Annotated in this window: 15 protein-coding genes; 13 read left to right on the top strand and 2 right to left on the bottom strand. The window is 63.9% G+C overall.

All coding sequences use genetic code 11. From position 1 onward, the window contains the following. Positions 1-3: 3 nt before the first annotated feature. The gene (locus ACK8OU_RS05500; RefSeq protein WP_410302363.1) at positions 4-795 is read left to right on the top strand and encodes an amino acid ABC transporter ATP-binding protein; all 792 of its coding nucleotides are present in this window, start codon (positions 4-6) and stop codon (positions 793-795) included. Between the two features lie 61 nt (positions 796-856). On the opposite strand, the gene ccrA is transcribed toward ACK8OU_RS05500, so the two are convergent. After that, positions 857-2149: a crotonyl-CoA carboxylase/reductase gene (ccrA, locus tag ACK8OU_RS05505; protein ID WP_410302364.1), complete on the bottom strand. Its 1293-nt coding sequence runs from the start codon at positions 2147-2149 to the stop codon at positions 857-859. A 169-nt stretch (positions 2150-2318) separates the two neighbouring features. Next, positions 2319-2609 (bottom strand): hypothetical protein, encoded by a 291-nt coding sequence (locus ACK8OU_RS05510; protein ID WP_410302365.1) that lies wholly within the window; start codon positions 2607-2609, stop codon positions 2319-2321. Positions 2610-2839: 230 nt separating this feature from the next. On the opposite strand from ACK8OU_RS05510, the gene ACK8OU_RS05515 reads away from it, so the two are divergent. The 12 genes from ACK8OU_RS05515 (at position 2840) to ACK8OU_RS05570 (ending at position 15287) form a co-directional block, all read left to right on the top strand. Then, on the top strand, positions 2840-4813 hold the full coding sequence (locus tag ACK8OU_RS05515) for a protein meaA (RefSeq protein WP_410302366.1): 1974 nt from the start codon (positions 2840-2842) through the stop codon (positions 4811-4813). 148 nt (positions 4814-4961) lie between these two features. After that, complete coding sequence (locus ACK8OU_RS05520) at positions 4962-6497, top strand: ATP-dependent DNA helicase (RefSeq protein ID WP_410302367.1); 1536 nt, start codon at positions 4962-4964, stop codon at positions 6495-6497. Positions 6498-6602: 105 nt separating this feature from the next. Next, positions 6603-7469, top strand: coding sequence for a branched-chain amino acid aminotransferase (locus ACK8OU_RS05525; RefSeq protein ID WP_410302368.1), 867 nt, complete (start codon positions 6603-6605; stop codon positions 7467-7469). A gap of 97 nt (positions 7470-7566) precedes the next feature. Continuing rightward, the gene (locus tag ACK8OU_RS05530) at positions 7567-8022 is read left to right on the top strand and encodes a universal stress protein (protein ID WP_410302369.1); all 456 of its coding nucleotides are present in this window, start codon (positions 7567-7569) and stop codon (positions 8020-8022) included. Between the two features lie 81 nt (positions 8023-8103). Then, positions 8104-8667 (top strand): NifU family protein, encoded by a 564-nt coding sequence (locus ACK8OU_RS05535; RefSeq protein ID WP_410302370.1) that lies wholly within the window; start codon positions 8104-8106, stop codon positions 8665-8667. Then, entirely contained in the window at positions 8657-9310 is a 654-nt protein-coding gene (gene tsaB, locus ACK8OU_RS05540; RefSeq protein WP_410302371.1) for a tRNA (adenosine(37)-N6)-threonylcarbamoyltransferase complex dimerization subunit type 1 TsaB, read from the top strand. Before ACK8OU_RS05535 ends, tsaB begins: the two co-directional genes overlap by 11 nt. Position 9311: 1 nt before the next feature. Then, the gene (locus tag ACK8OU_RS05545) at positions 9312-9737 is read left to right on the top strand and encodes a GNAT family N-acetyltransferase (protein ID WP_410302372.1); all 426 of its coding nucleotides are present in this window, start codon (positions 9312-9314) and stop codon (positions 9735-9737) included. Between the two features lie 153 nt (positions 9738-9890). Continuing rightward, complete coding sequence (locus tag ACK8OU_RS05550; protein WP_410302373.1) at positions 9891-10880, top strand: BMP family lipoprotein; 990 nt, start codon at positions 9891-9893, stop codon at positions 10878-10880. Positions 10881-10887: 7 nt separating this feature from the next. Then, positions 10888-12453, top strand: a complete 1566-nt coding sequence (locus ACK8OU_RS05555; protein WP_410302374.1) for an ABC transporter ATP-binding protein — start codon at positions 10888-10890, stop codon at positions 12451-12453. Then, positions 12453-13538 (top strand): ABC transporter permease, encoded by a 1086-nt coding sequence (locus ACK8OU_RS05560; RefSeq protein WP_410302375.1) that lies wholly within the window; start codon positions 12453-12455, stop codon positions 13536-13538. The genes ACK8OU_RS05555 and ACK8OU_RS05560 overlap by 1 nt, the downstream gene beginning before the upstream one ends. Continuing rightward, positions 13538-14503, top strand: coding sequence for an ABC transporter permease (locus ACK8OU_RS05565; protein WP_410302376.1), 966 nt, complete (start codon positions 13538-13540; stop codon positions 14501-14503). The genes ACK8OU_RS05560 and ACK8OU_RS05565 overlap by 1 nt, the downstream gene beginning before the upstream one ends. Then, positions 14487-15287 carry a purine-nucleoside phosphorylase gene (locus tag ACK8OU_RS05570; RefSeq protein ID WP_410302377.1) on the top strand — a complete coding sequence of 267 codons (801 nt, stop codon included), beginning with the start codon at positions 14487-14489 and terminating at the stop codon, positions 15285-15287. Before ACK8OU_RS05565 ends, ACK8OU_RS05570 begins: the two co-directional genes overlap by 17 nt. Positions 15288-15379: the final 92 nt, after the last annotated feature.

Here is a 15379-nt window from a genome sequence, read left to right on the forward strand (position 1 = left end):
GCCATGACGGAACCGCAATTCGCCCGCGCCATCGACCGCAGCCAGATGACGGTCAGCGATGAGGTGGCGATCCAGATCACCAACATGAACAAATGGTACGGCACCTTCCATGTGCTGCGCGACATCAACCTGACGGTGAACCGCGGCGAACGGATCGTCATCGCAGGGCCGTCGGGGTCGGGCAAATCGACGCTGATCCGCTGCATCAACCGACTTGAGGAACATCAGGCCGGCCAGATCATCGTGGATGGAACCGAGCTGACCTCGGATCTGAAGAACATCGACAAGGTCCGGTCCGAGGTCGGGATGGTGTTTCAGCATTTCAACCTGTTTCCGCATCTGACGATCCTGGAAAACTGCACGCTGGCACCGATCTGGGTGCGCAAGGTGCCCAGGCGTGAGGCCGAGGAAACGGCGATGCATTTCCTGGAAAAGGTGAAGATCCCCGAACAGGCGCACAAATACCCCGGCCAGCTGTCGGGCGGCCAGCAGCAGCGCGTGGCGATTGCGCGGTCCTTGTGCATGAAGCCGCGGATCATGCTGTTTGACGAACCGACCAGCGCGCTGGACCCGGAAATGATCAAGGAAGTGCTCGACACCATGATCGAGCTGGCCGAGGAAGGCATGACGATGCTGTGCGTCACCCATGAGATGGGCTTTGCCCAGGCGGTGGCAAACCGTGTGATCTTTATGGACCAGGGCCAGATTGTCGAACAGAACGAGCCCAGGGAATTCTTCAACAACCCGAAATCCGAACGCACCAAGCTGTTCCTGAGCCAGATCCTGGGTCACTGACCCCGGGAACGAAAAAACCCGCGCCTTCCGGCGCGGGTTCCGTCGCTGAAGACCAGGCGGGTTATGCCTTGGGGCCAGCCTCCAGCGCATCTTCAAAGGTTCGCAGGCCGGTGCGCGGGGCCTGGACCAGAACCGCCATGTTGCCCGGCTTGTGCTGGTTGCGCAGCATCAGCATGTGCGCCTGGGGAATTTCCGCCCAGGGAAAGACTTCGGACATGCAGGGGTCGATGCGACGCTCGATCATCATGCGGTTGGCGGACGCGGCCTGTTTCAGGTGCGCAAAGTGCGACCCTTGCAGGCGTTTCTGGTGCATCCACATATAGCGCACGTCAAAGGTGCAGTTGAACCCGCTGGTGCCGGCGCAGATCACGACCATGCCGCCCTTCTTGCACACCAGCGCGGACACCGGGAAGGTCGCTTCGCCGGGGTGTTCAAAGACCATGTCCACCGACACGCCCTTGCCGGTGATGTCCCAGATCGCCTTGCCGAACTTGCGGGCCTCTTTCAGCCATTCGTTGTATTCGGGGCTGTTGACCCTGGGCAGCTGGCCCCAGCATTTGAATTCGTTGCGGTTGATGACGCCCTTGGCGCCCAGGCTCATGACAAAGTCGCGCTTGGTTTCGTCGGAAATCACGCCGATCGCATTCGCCCCCGCCGCATTGATCAGCTGGATCGCGAAGGATCCCAGCCCCCCGGACGCGCCCCAGACCAGCACGTTCTGGCCGGGCTTCAGGTCGTGGGGTTCATGGCCGAACAGCATCCGGTAGGCGGTGGCCAGCGTCAGCGTATAGCAGGCGCTTTCCTCCCAGGTCAGGTGCCTGGGCCGCGGCATCAGCTGCTGGGCCTGCACGCGGGTGAATTGCGCGAATGACCCGTCGGGGGTTTCATAGCCCCAGATCCGCTGCGTGGGCGAAAACATCGGATCGCCGCCGTTGCATTCCTCGTCGTCGCCATCGTCCTGATTGCAATGGATCACGACCTCATCGCCGACCTTCCAGCGTTTGACCTTGTCGCCCACCTTCCACACGATGCCCGAGGCGTCCGAGCCCGCGATGTGATAAGGCTGTTTGTGCCCGTCGAACGGGCTGATCGGCACACCAAGGCCCGCCCAGACGCCGTTATAATTGACGCCCGCGGCCATCACCAGAACCAGCACCTCATGGCTGTCGATTTCCCAGGTGTCGACGACTTCGACCTGAAAGGATGTGTCCGGCTCGCCGTGGCGGTCGCGGCGGATCGCCCAAGCGTACATCTTCTTGGGCACATGGCCCAGCGGCGGCATCTCGCCAATTTCGTAAAGGTCTTTTTCCGGCGCATCGTAGGGCGCGATTCCGGTGTTTTGGTCCAGTGCCATGGTCCAGTCTCCTTTGCAGTCGCCGCAGCGCAGAATCGGCGCTGGTCTGAGACCGAGATACTAACGGTCGCGCAATAATGCAATGGAGGAGGTTCTGGTTTTGTAATTTTATGACTTTGCGACCGCAGAAAACCGGGACATCGTCCCGGTTCCCGTCGTCAGCTGCAGATTATTCGAGAGTAAAGCTCTCGGTGGTGCAGGTATCGAGCCCTTCTTCGATCAGCTCGTCGCCATCCTCGAACACGATCCTCATGTCGAACATGCAATAGTCCGAGCCGTCGTTGAAATCGATCACGACCGAATCGCCGGGCGGCAGGACATCGACGCCCAGAATGTCTTCTTCCCAGTTCGTGGTGCCGGTGTTCGATCCGTAAAATTCCACGATCGTGTAGCCGGTGTTGTTGATCACCTCGACCCGGCGATCCTTGGCCGAAGCCGGCAGTGCAAATGTGACAGCCATTACCGCTGCGGTCAGGGCCGTCATCATACCAAAACGCATCTTTCACAGTCCTACAAAAAAACCCGGCACAGCGCCGGGCAGATTATTTTCCCTTGGGTGGCGTGCCAAGGCAAGAGCGGATCGGATGGGGCTGCCTGTGCCGCGGTGCAGCGAATTGACAGCGACACATTCTTTCACCTAAATGCCAGTCAACCGCAATATTGTTGCGATTTCAGGATTCGGAGGCCGCGATGACCGACACCAACATGCCTGCCAAGGAAAAGCCCTGGCTGTTCCGTACCTATGCCGGCCATTCCACCGCGGCCAAGTCGAACGAACTTTACCGGACGAACCTGTCCAAGGGGCAGACGGGACTGTCCGTGGCCTTCGACCTGCCGACCCAGACCGGCTATGACAGCGACCATGTCCTGGCGCGGGGCGAGGTCGGCAAGGTTGGCGTGCCGGTTTGCCATCTGGGCGATATGCGCACCCTGTTCCGCGATATTCCGCTGGAACAGATGAACACCTCGATGACGATCAACGCCACCGCGCCGTGGCTTTTGTCGCTGTATATCGCCGTGGCCGAGGAACAGGGCGCCGATGTGTCCCGGCTGCAGGGCACCGTGCAGAACGACATCATCAAGGAATATCTCTCGCGCGGGACCTATATTTGCCCGCCCAAACCCAGCCTGCGGATGATTACCGACGTGGCGGCCTTTACCGCGCAAAGCCTGCCGAAATGGAACCCGATGAACGTCTGTTCCTATCACCTGCAAGAGGCAGGGGCGACCCCGGAACAGGAACTGGCCTTCGCGCTGGCGACCGCCATTGCCGTGCTGGATGACCTGAAAACCAAGGTCGCCCCCGAGGGCTTTCCCGCGATGGTGGGCCGGATCAGCTTTTTCGTGAACGCCGGCATCCGCTTCGTCACCGAGATGTGCAAGATGCGCGCCTTCACCGAGCTGTGGGATGAAGTTTGCCGCGACCGCTATGGCATCGCTGAGGAAAAATACCGTCGTTTCCGCTATGGCGTACAGGTCAACAGCCTTGGCCTGACCGAACAGCAGCCGGAAAACAACGTCTACCGCATCCTGATCGAGATGCTGGCGGTGACCTTGTCCAGGAACGCCCGCGCCCGCGCCGTGCAGCTGCCCGCCTGGAACGAGGCGCTGGGCCTGCCGCGCCCCTGGGATCAGCAATGGTCGCTGCGGATGCAGCAGATCATGGCCTATGAAACCGACCTGCTGGAATATGGCGATCTGTTTGACGGCAATCCCGCCGTAACCGCCAGGGTCGAGGATCTGAAGCAGGGCGCGCGCCAGGAACTGGCAACGCTCGATTCCATGGGCGGCGCGATCGCGGCGATCGATTACATGAAATCGCGCCTGGTGGAATCGAATGCCGAGCGGATCAACCGGATCGAGGCGAATGAAACCATCGTCGTCGGCGTGAACCGCTGGACCGGGGGCGAAGCCTCGCCCCTGACCGCCGGCGATGGCGGGATCATGGTGGTGGATCCCGCCGTCGAGGCCGACCAGATCGACCGCCTGCGGGCCTGGCGCGAGACCCGCGACCAGCGGGCCGTCGAGGCCGCGCTGGCCGCGCTGCGCAAGGCCGCGCAGTCGGGCGCCAATATCATGCCGCCATCCATCGCTGCGGCCAGGGCGGGTGTGACCACAGGCGAATGGGCGGGCGTGATGCGTCAGGTCCATGGCGAATACCGCGGGCCCACCGGCGTCAGCCGCGCGCCGTCGAACAAGACCGAAGGGCTCGACGACATCCGCGCCGCGGTCGATACCGTCTCGGCCCGGTTGGGGCGGCGGCTCAAGTTCGTGGTCGGCAAGCCCGGGCTCGATGGCCATTCGAACGGCGCCGAACAGATCGCCTTCCGCGCGCGCGATTGCGGCATGGACATCACCTACGAAGGCATCCGCCTGACCCCTGAACAGATCGTGGCGCAGGCCCTGGATGATGAGGCTCATGTCGTCGGGCTGTCGATCCTGTCGGGCAGTCACCTGCCGCTGATTGAAGAGGTGATGGACCGGATGCGCTGCGCCGGGTTGGGGCATGTGCCGGTCGTCGTCGGCGGAATCATCCCTGATGAAGATGCAGCCAAGCTTCTGGGTTTTGGCGTTGCCCGCGTCTACACGCCCAAGGATTTTGAACTCAACCGCATCATGATGGATATCGTGGCGCTGGTCGACGCCGCGCCGCTTGCAGCCTGAACCGTCGGATCCGAGTATTTGAGCCAAGAAGAAGCCCCCTGTTCTTCTTGGCCCCAAATACTCCCGCCGGAGGCTTCCGCACGACCCATCGGCGCGGCGCCGCCTGCGGGCCCTTTCGCCCGTCACGGCCCGCCTGTAAGGTCACGCCATGACCACCGCCCTAACCTTTTCCGATGATCAGGCCGAAGCCTGGGACCGTGTTGCCGAGGCACTTTCGCAGGCCGGTGTCGACCTGCTGGAGGGGACACTTGGCCCGGATGTCGGCGGCAATCGTGTGCTGGCGGTGATCGGCAAGGCGGGGTCGGGCAAGACCATGCTGCTGGCCGCCCTGTTCAAGGCGCTTGAGGCTGCCGGGGTGGACATCGTTTCGGGTGATTTTGAAGGCCGAAAGCGCAAGGACCGCCGCACGCTTGCGATTCTTGCGCCGACGAACAAGGCCGCCTCGGTGCTGCGCGGGCGTGGCGTGCCGGCCACGACGATCCACCGCATTCTCTATACCCCGCTTTACGATCCCGAATACGAACGCATTGCCGAATGGCTTGCAGGGCAGGGCGAGCGGCCCAAGGTCGATCTGCTGGGCATTCAGGGCCTGACAGAAGAAGCGCTGGACCGGGCCCGCGCCTTTTATGAACAGGTCAAGTCGATCCCGGCCGCGCTGGCCTCGGCGGGGTTGCGCGGGTCGGATTTCATCCGTGGCTGGAAGCGGCGCGAAGACCCGCTTGACATCGGCTTCATCGACGAAGCCTCAATGCTGGATGAACGCCAGTTCGATGACCTGCGCGAGATTTTCTCGACGCTGATCCTGTTCGGCGATCCTGCGCAGCTGGCCCCGGTGAACCAGTCAGGGCAGATGATGTTCGAACGCCTGCCCGGGAAAAGCAAGCTGGTGCTGCATCGCATCCACCGCCAGGCCGAGGACAACCCGATCCTTGATCTGGCCCATGCCCTGGCCGATGAAAGCCTGACCTATGAGGCCTTTGAGCGGATGATCGAACAGGCCGCACGCCGCGATCCGCGCGTGATCTGGGCCGAACGGGTCGAAAGTGATCTGATGGCGCGCAGCCCCGTTCTGGTCTGGCGCAACGCGACCCGCATCCGGCTGATCCAGGCATTCCGCGCCGCCCATCATGCGCCCGCCGATCAGTTGCTGCCCGGCGAGCCCCTGATCTGCGACGGGATCGAACTGCCGGTGAAGCATCGCAAGAAGCGCATCGACCTTGAGGCCCGTGGCCTGATCAAGGGGGCGCAGGTGATCTATCTGGGGCCTGGCAAGAAGCCCGGGTTTTCGCGCCTGCATGTCATGGGCGGGGAAGATCCGCGTTTGTCGGCTGCCTCGATCATCAAGATCGAACTGCCCGATGAGGAAGAGCCCTTCATCCCCTATGCCGCGCGCATGGGTGCGGCCTTCCTGCATGGCGCGGCGGTGACCATTCACAAGGCGCAGGGGTCGCAATGGGAAAACGTGCAGGTCTTTGCCCCCGACATCTATGCCGCTTTCCGCGCCGGGCGCAGCGAGGCCGGCATCCCGCTGTGGAAGCGTCTGGCCTATGTGGCGATCACGCGGGCCGAACATCGCTTGTTCTGGGTCACCCGCGCGCGGTTGGCGCGGCCCTCGGCGCCGCTCTCGACGGACGATCTGTCGGGGGGGGCCGCGCCGCTTCGGCTGGAGGCCGGGGAAGACTGAACCTTCGGCTTTGCCAAAATATCCCCGCCGGAGGCTTCCCCGGAGGTCGCTTGCGCCCCGCTTCGGGCTGCGCTTAGGATGGCGCAACTTTGAAAGGCAGGCATCATGGCTTTTGGCAAGAATATCCGCACCTGGTTCGACGGCAACTGGCATGAAGGCGACATCCCTGTGATGCGTGCGGCGGATCATGGCATCTGGCAGGGATCTTCGGTCTTTGACGGGGCGCGGATGTTTGATGGCCTGGTGCCTGATCTTGCCGCCCATTGCGCCCGCGTGAACCGCTCGGCCGAGGCGCTGATGATCACCCCGACGGTGGACCTCGCGACGATGGTCGAGATCGCCCGCGAAGGCTTGCGCCGCTATGATAAAGGCGCGGCGGTTTATGTGCGCCCGATGTATTGGGCGATCCACGGATCGGATCTGGGCGTGGCACCGCTGGAAGGGGTGACGGGATTTGCTCTGTGCCTGGAAGAGGTCGCCATGCCCGCGCCAGATGCGGCGACAACGCTGACCACGACACAGTTCCGCCGTCCTGTGCTGGCCGACAATGTCTGCAACGCCAAGGCCGGCTGCCTTTACCCCAACAACGCACGGATGCTGGTCGAGGCGCGGCACAAGGGGTTCGGCAATGCCCTGGTGCAGGATGCGATGGGCAATGTCGCCGAAACCGCGACGGCCAATGTCTTCATGGTCAAGGACGGTGTCGTCTTTACCCCGATCGCCAACGGCACCTTTCTGGCGGGCCTCACCCGCGCGCGCCATATCGCCAACCTGCGCGCCGATGGTGTCGAGGTGCATGAGACGGTCCTGACGCTGCAGGATTTCCGCACTGCGGATGAGGTCTTCCTGTCGGGCAATTTCGCCAAGGTCACGCCGGTGCAGGCCTTTGATGACGTGCGCTATGCCCAGGGGCCGATGACCGCGCGCGTGCGCCGGCTTTACTGGGATTGGGCGGCGTCCGAACAGTTGTGACCGGCGTCATGGCACGGGTCTTGCCGGGGTGCCCATGCGGAATGGTTGCCAAACCCCGGCCCCTTCGGCCATGATCGCGCGGTCAAGGGGGGATAGGATGCGCAAGTTTCTGGTGGTGCTGGATGACACCCGCGAATGCCTGAACGCGATGCGCTTTGCGGCGATGCGCGCGGCTCATACCGGCGGGGGGGTTACGATCCTGTCGGTGATCCCGCCCGAGGAATTTCAGCACTGGATCGGTGTGGCCGAAATCATGCGTGCCGAAGCCCGCGAGCGGATTGAGGCGCATTTCGAGGTCTTTGCCAAATGGATGCGCGACAAGCAGGGCGTGGACCCGGATCTGATCATCCGTGAGGGCGAGCCTGTGACTGAAATCCTGGACGTGATTCGCGCCAATCCTGAAATCGGCGTTCTGGTGCTTGGGGCGGGCATCGACAAATCGGGCCCCGGGCCGCTGGTCACCCAGCTTAGCCGCAATTCGGGCAATCTGCCCTGTCCGGTCACCATCGTTCCGGGTGAAATGTCGAAAGAGCGGCTGGAGGCGATCACCTGATCGTCACAAATTTAGAATTGTTCCAAACTTGACTATGGGGGGAGGCAGGCGCATATCTGTGCCTTGATCAAGGAGCGCGCCATGTTCATCCAGACCGAGTCCACGCCGAACCCCGCCACGCTGAAATTCCTGCCCGGCCAGACCGTGCTTGATGCGGCTACCGCCGATTTCCCTTCGGCCGAGGCGGCGACGAAATCGCCCCTGGCGCGGCGTATCTTTGCGGTTCCGGGGGTGACGGGGGTATTCTTCGGGTCCGATTTCGTGACGGTGACCAAGGATGCCGCGACCGAATGGGACCATGCCAAGCCCGCAATTCTGGGCGCGATCATGGAACATTACCAATCCGGTGCCCCGGTGATGGAAGACGAGGGCAAGGCCGCGGGTGGCCATGCCGAACATTCCGGCCCCGATGCGGCGATTGTCGCGCAGATCAAGGAACTGCTGGACACCCGCGTCCGCCCTGCCGTTGCACAGGATGGCGGCGACATCACCTTCCACGGCTTTGAACGCGGTGTGGTCTATCTGCACATGCAGGGCGCCTGCGCGGGTTGTCCGTCCTCGACCCTGACCCTGAAGATGGGGATCGAGAACCTGCTGCGCCACTACATCCCCGAGGTGACCGAGGTTCGCCCCGTTGCCGGCTGAACCGCTGATCCTGGGCTTTGACACATCGGCCGCGCATTGCGCGGCCGCTTTGCTTGCCGGTGACCGCGTGGTCGCGGCGCGACAGGAAGAAATGGCCAAGGGGCAGGCCGAACGCCTGATGCCGATGATGGAACAGATGCTGGCCGATGCCGGGATCGGCTGGCGCGGCCTTGCGGCGCTGGGCGTGGGGATTGGGCCGGGCAATTTCACCGGGGTGCGCATCGCGGTGGCCGCGGCGCGGGGGCTTGCGCTGTCGTTGGGCATTCCCGCAGTGGGCGTCAGCACGCTGGAGGCGCGGGCGCTGGGTCAGCCGCGCCCCATCGCGGTGACCGAGGATGCCCGGCGCGACATGGTTTATTGGCAGCACTTCACCGATGACGGCGCCAGCCCGCCCGCGCTGGCCGCACTGGCAGATCTGCCCGCAGTCCTGCAAGGGCAGGCGGTGACGGGGACAGCGGCGGCGATCGCCGCGGCGCATCTGCGCGGCGCGCATGTTCTGGGCCCGGTCATGCCCCTGGCCGAGGCGATCGCCCGCATCGCCCTTTTGCGGCGGGGCCTACCCGGGGCCCGGCCCGCGCCGCTGTATCTGCGCGGGGCGGATGCCGCGCCGCCGTCTGACCCGCCCCCGGTGATTCTTGGCTAGGATGACCCCCGACGATCTTGCCGCGCTGCATGCGCGCTGCTTTGTCACGCCACGGCCCTGGACGGCGGCGGAATTCGCCGGCCTGCTGGCCGCACCCGGAACCTTTCTGCTGACCGAAACGTCCGGGTTTCTTCTGGGGCGGGTGATCGCGGGCGAGGCCGAGTTGCTGACCGTCGCGGTTGATCCGCGGGCCCGCCGTCAGGGCAGCGGTCGCGCGCTTGTATCGCAGTTTGCCGCAATCGCGCGGTCAAGGGGCGCCCGGACCGCGTTCCTGGAGGTGGCCGAGGGCAATGCCCCGGCCCGTGCGCTTTACGCCGCCTGCGGCTGGCACGCGGCCGGGCGGCGCCGCGGCTATTACCGCCAACCTGACGGCCGGGCCGAGGATGCGCTGGTGCTGACGCTGACGCTTGACGGCGCGGGCGCCTGACCGGCTGGACAAATTTCGCCTAACAAGCGGGTGGCGCGGAAAAAATCGCGCTTGACCGTCTGGCCCGTCTCGGCCCTAATTCCAATGGTCTGCGGGTCTTTTGCCCGCCAACGGGCGCCCGCAAGGGGGCCCCACATCGACCGGGAGTAAGCGATGACCCTGATGAAACAATTTCTTGGCGCGGCAGCCACGCTGGCACTTTGCAGTGGCGCGGCCTTGGCCGATCCGGCGCTTGTCTATGATCTTGGCGGCAAATTCGACAAATCTTTCAATGAGGCGGCCTATAACGGTGCGCTGCGCTGGGTGCAGGAAACCGGCGGTTCCTACAAGGAACTGGAAATGCAATCCGAGGCGCAGCGCGAACAGGCCCTGCGCAGGCTGGCGGAATCGGGTTCGAATCCGATCGTGATGACCGGCTTTGCCTTTGGCGATGTTCTTAACACCGTCGCGCCGGATTACCCGGATACCAAATTCGCGATCATCGATATGGTCGTGGATCAGCCCAACGTGAAATCGGTCGTTTTCACCGAGGAACAGGGGTCCTATCTGGTCGGCATGATGGCGGCGATGGCGTCGAAATCCGGCACGGTGGGCTTTATCGGCGGGATGGATATTCCGTTGATCCGCAAATTCGCCTGCGGCTATGTGCAGGGCGTCAAGGCCGCCAATCCCGATGCCAGGGTCATCCAGAACATGACCGGCACCACGCCTGCCGCGTGGAATGACCCGGTGAAGGGCGCCGAACTGACCAAGGCGCAGATCAGCCAGGGGGCCGATGTGGTCTATGCCGCCGCCGGTGGCACCGGCATCGGCGTGCTGCAGGCCGCCGCGGATGAGGGGATCCTGTCGATCGGCGTGGACAGCAACCAGAACCACCTGCACCCGGGCAAGGTGCTGACCTCTATGGTCAAGCGTGTCGACAATTCCGTCTATGAGGCCTTCATGGCCGGCCCCGAGATGTCGCTGGGCCTTGAGGTGATGGACCTTGCCAAGGAAGGCGTCGGCTATGCGCTGGATGACAACAATGCGGCGCTTGTGACCGAAGACATGAAGGCCGCGCTGGACGAAGCCACCGCCCGGATCGTTTCGGGCGAGATCAAGGTTCATGACTACATGACCGACAACACCTGCCCGGTCGAGTGATCGCGGCATGGTCGTGACGCAATCCCAGGGGCGGCAGGCGACTGCCGCCCCCAGTGCCCCCGCGATCGAGTTGCGCGGGATTTCCAAGTCTTTCGGCCCGGTTCAGGCCAACAAGAACATCTCGATCCGGGTCATGCCGGGTACGATCCACGGCATCATCGGCGAAAACGGCGCGGGCAAATCCACGCTGATGTCGATCCTTTACGGGTTCTACAAGGCCGACGCGGGCGAAATCGTGATCCACGGCCGTCCCGTATCGATCCCCGACAGCCAGGCCGCGATCCGCGCCGGGATCGGCATGGTGTTCCAGCATTTCAAGCTGGTGCAGAATTTCACCGTTCTGGAAAACGTCATCCTTGGCGTGGAAGAGGGTGCGATGCTGCGCCCGTCACTGGCCAAGGCGCGCAAGGTTCTGGCGCAACTGGCCGAGGAATATGAACTGGATGTCGATCCCGACGCGGTGGTCGAGGAATTGTCGGTCGGCCATCAGCAGCGCGTGGAAATCCTCAAGGCGTTGTACCGGCAGGCGGATATCCTGATTCTGGATGAACCGACCGGCGTGTTGACCCCGGCCGAGGCGGCCCATCTGTTCCGCATCCTTGCCAATCTGCGCGAACAGGGCAAGACGATCATCCTGATCACCCACAAGCTGCGCGAGATCATGGAAATCACCGATACCGTCAGCGTCATGCGCCGGGGTGAGATGACAGCGACAGTCAAGACTGCCGAAACCAACCCCGAACAGCTGGCCGAGCTTATGGTGGGCCGCAAGGTGTTGTTGCATGTGCCCAAGGGTCCGGCGAACCCCGGCCAGACCGTGCTTGAGGTGGCAAACCTGCGCGTCGTGGACGAAGACGGTGTCGAACGGCTGCGCGGCATCAACCTGACCATCCGCGCGGGCGAGGTGCTGGGCATCGCGGGCGTGGCCGGCAATGGTCAGTCGGACCTGCTGCGGGTGTTGGGCGGCTATGGCACGGCGACCGGCACGGTGCGCCTGAACGGGCAGGACATCGACCTGACCGGCAAGCATTCCAACGGCCAGACCCGGCGCGCGCGCGGCATCGCCCACGTCCCCGAGGATCGTCAGTCGCTGGGCCTGATCATGGATTTCACGGCCTGGGAAAACGTGGCCTTCGGCTATCACAACGCACCCGAATACCAAAAAAACGCGTTTCTGATGGACAATGCCGCGCTGCTGGCCGAAACGCAGGGCAAGATGGAACGCTTTGACGTGCGCCCGCCGATCCCGACACTGCCCGCCAAGTCGTTTTCCGGTGGCAACCAGCAAAAAATCGTCCTCGCGCGTGAGATCGAGCGCAACCCCGACCTGCTGCTGGTCGGACAGCCCACGCGCGGCGTGGACATCGGCGCGATCGAATTCATTCATCGCCGCATCGTGGAACTGCGCGACGCAGGCAAGGCGGTGCTGCTGGTTTCGGTCGAGCTGGATGAGATCCTGGGCCTGTCGGACCGGATTGCGGTGATGTTCGATGGCCGCATCATGGGTGAACGGCTGCCCGACCAGACCGACGAACGCGAACTGGGCCTGATGATGGCCGGGGTGGTCGACTGATGGACAAGATGCCGAAATGGGCCGATCTGGCCCTGATCCCGCTGATCAATCTGGTGATCGCCTTCGTCATCTCGGGCCTGGTGATCCTGGCGATCGGCGAAGACCCGCTGCGCGCGCTGGACGTGATGGTCACCGGCGCGCTGGGGTCGGCCTATGGCTGGGGCTATACGCTGTATTACGCCACCAATTTCATCTTTACCGGGTTGGCCGTTGCGGTTGCCTTCCACGCCAGCCAGTTCAACATCGGCGGCGAGGGGCAGGCGACGCTGGGGGGGCTTGGGGTGGCGCTGGTCTGTCTTGCGCTGCCCTGGCCGCACTGGACGGTGGCGCTTCTGGCGGCAACGCTGGGCGCGGCGGTCTTTGGCGCGGCCTGGGCGGCGATACCGGCCTGGCTTCAGGCCCGGCGCGGCAGCCATATCGTGATCACCACGATCATGTTCAACTTCATCGGTGCCTCGGCGCTGAACTATATCCTGGTCAACGTGCTGCGCCCCGTGGGCAGCATGGATCCGGCCTCGGCCCGTTTTCCCGAAGGGGCGAAACTGCCCTCGTTCCACGACCTGCCGCTGATTGGGGGCATGTTCCTGCGGTCCACCCCCGCCAACGTCACGTTCTTCATCGCGCTGGCGGCCTGTGTATTCGTCTGGCTGCTGATCTGGCGCACGCGACTGGGTTATGAGATCCGGGCCTTTGGCAAGTCGGAACCGGCGGCGCGCTATGCCGGGATTTCGCCCTACAAGATCATCATGGTGTCCATGCTGATTTCCGGCGCGCTGGCGGGGATGATGGCGATCAACAACGTCATGGGCGAGGCGGAACGCCTGGTCCTGAACGCGGTCGAAGGGGCGGGTTTTATCGGTATCGCGGTGGCGCTGATGGGGCGCAACCATCCGGTGGGGGTGCTGCTGGCCGCGATCCTGTTCGGGTTTCTCTATCAGGGTGGGGCGGAACTGGCGCTGGAAACCTCGATCCCGCGTGAACTGATCACCGTCATCCAGGCGCTGGTGATCCTGTTCACCGGGGCGCTGGACAACATGGTCCGCCGCCCGGTGGCGCGGCTTTTCGTGAAGCAGGGGGCGAAGTGATGGATTTCGCGACGCTGATCCAGATCCTCGATTCCACCGTGCGGCTGGGTGTGCCCTTGTTGCTGGCCTGTCTGGCGGGGCTTTATTCGGAACGCGCGGGGATCTTCGACATCGGCCTGGAAGGCAAGATGCTGATGTCGGCCTTCTTTTCCGGGGCGGTGGCTGCGGTTACCGGATCGGTCTGGCTGGGGCTGGTGGCGGGTGTTGGCGGCGCGATGGCGCTGGCGGCGGTGCATGGGCTGGCCTCGATCACCTTCCGCGGCAATCAGCTGATTTCCGGGGTCGCGGTGAATTTCCTGGCCTCGGGGTTCACGGTGCTGATCGCGCAAAGCTGGTTTCAGCAGGGCGGTCGCACGCCGCAGCTGATGGGCGGTGGCCGGTTCGAACCGATCCACCTGCCGGGTGCCGAGGCGCTGCGCGATGTGCCGATCCTGGGCCCGATCTATTACGAACTGATCTCGGGGCACACGATTCTGGTCTATGTGGCCTTTGCGATGGTGCCGCTGACCTGGTGGGTGCTTTACCGCACGCGCTTTGGGCTGCGGCTGCGGGCGGTGGGGGAAAACCCGGCCGCCGTGGATACCGCAGGTATTTCCGTGGTTCGGCTGCGCTATACGGCCGTGGCGATCACCGGCTTTCTGACCGGGCTTGCGGGGGCCTATCTGGCCACTGGGCTTTCCGCCGGATTTGTGAAGGAAATGACCGCAGGGCGCGGCTTTATCGCGCTGGCGGCGTTGATTTTCGCCAAGTGGAAGCCCTTGCCCGCGCTGGGCGCCACGATGCTGTTCGGCTTTCTGGAGGCGATCGCGAACCGCTATCAGAACGTCGATCTGGGCATCATCACCCTGCCGGTGCAGTTCATGCAGGCGCTGCCCTATATCCTGACCGTCGTCATCCTTGCCGGCTTTATCGGCAAGGCGATCCCGCCGCGCGCGGGCGGAGAGCCCTATGTCAAAGAACGCTGAGCTTGCCCGTATGATCCAGTCCCGCGCGGGGGGCGAACCGCCCCGGCTGGGGCTGGTCCTGGGATCGGGGCTGGGCCATCTGGCCGATCAGGTGCAGGGCATTGCCATCCCCTATGCCGACCTGCCGGGTTTTCCGCAGGCGGGGGTGTCGGGGCACAATCCGCAGTTGGTGATCGGCAATCTGGAAGGCGTGCGCGTGGCCGTCTTTGGCGGGCGGGCGCATTACTATGAACACGGCAACCCCGCCGAGATGCGCCTGCCGCTGGAAATCCTGCGCGATCTGGGTTGCGACAGCCTGTTGCTGACCAATGCCGCCGGATCGCTGCGCGCCGATATCCCGCCCGGCGGGCTGATGATGCTGAACGATCACATCGCATTCGCCGGCACCAACCCCCTGATCGGCGAGCCGACCGATGCGCGTTTTGTGCCGATGACTGCGGCGCATGACGCGGGGCTGCGCGCGGGCCTGGCCGCCGCCGCCCGGGCCGAGGGCGTGGACCTGCCCGAAGGTGTTTATTGCTGGTTTTCGGGTCCTTCGTTCGAAACCCCGGCGGAAATTCGTGCGGCACGCATTCTGGGCGCCGATGCCGTCGGCATGTCCACCGTGCCCGAGGTGATCCTGGCGCGCTTTCTGGGCCTGCGGGTCGCGGCGGTGTCGGTGATCACCAACATGGGCGCAGGCATGGCGGAGGAACAGATCAGCCATGAACAGACCAAGGCGGTGGCCCCTTTGGGCGCAGCGAAGCTGGAAACCGTGCTGCGGCGCTATCTGCGCGATCTGTGATCGCTGATGGGCCCGGGGTTTGGCGGCGGGGGGTTTGACTCTGCCCCCCCCTGCGGGCATGACTGAACCAACACCACCCGCGCCGGACCTGC

Origin of the sequence: Pontitalea aquivivens (genome assembly GCF_046507575.1) — a bacterium.
Lineage (GTDB): Bacteria > Pseudomonadota > Alphaproteobacteria > Rhodobacterales > Rhodobacteraceae > Pontitalea > Pontitalea aquivivens.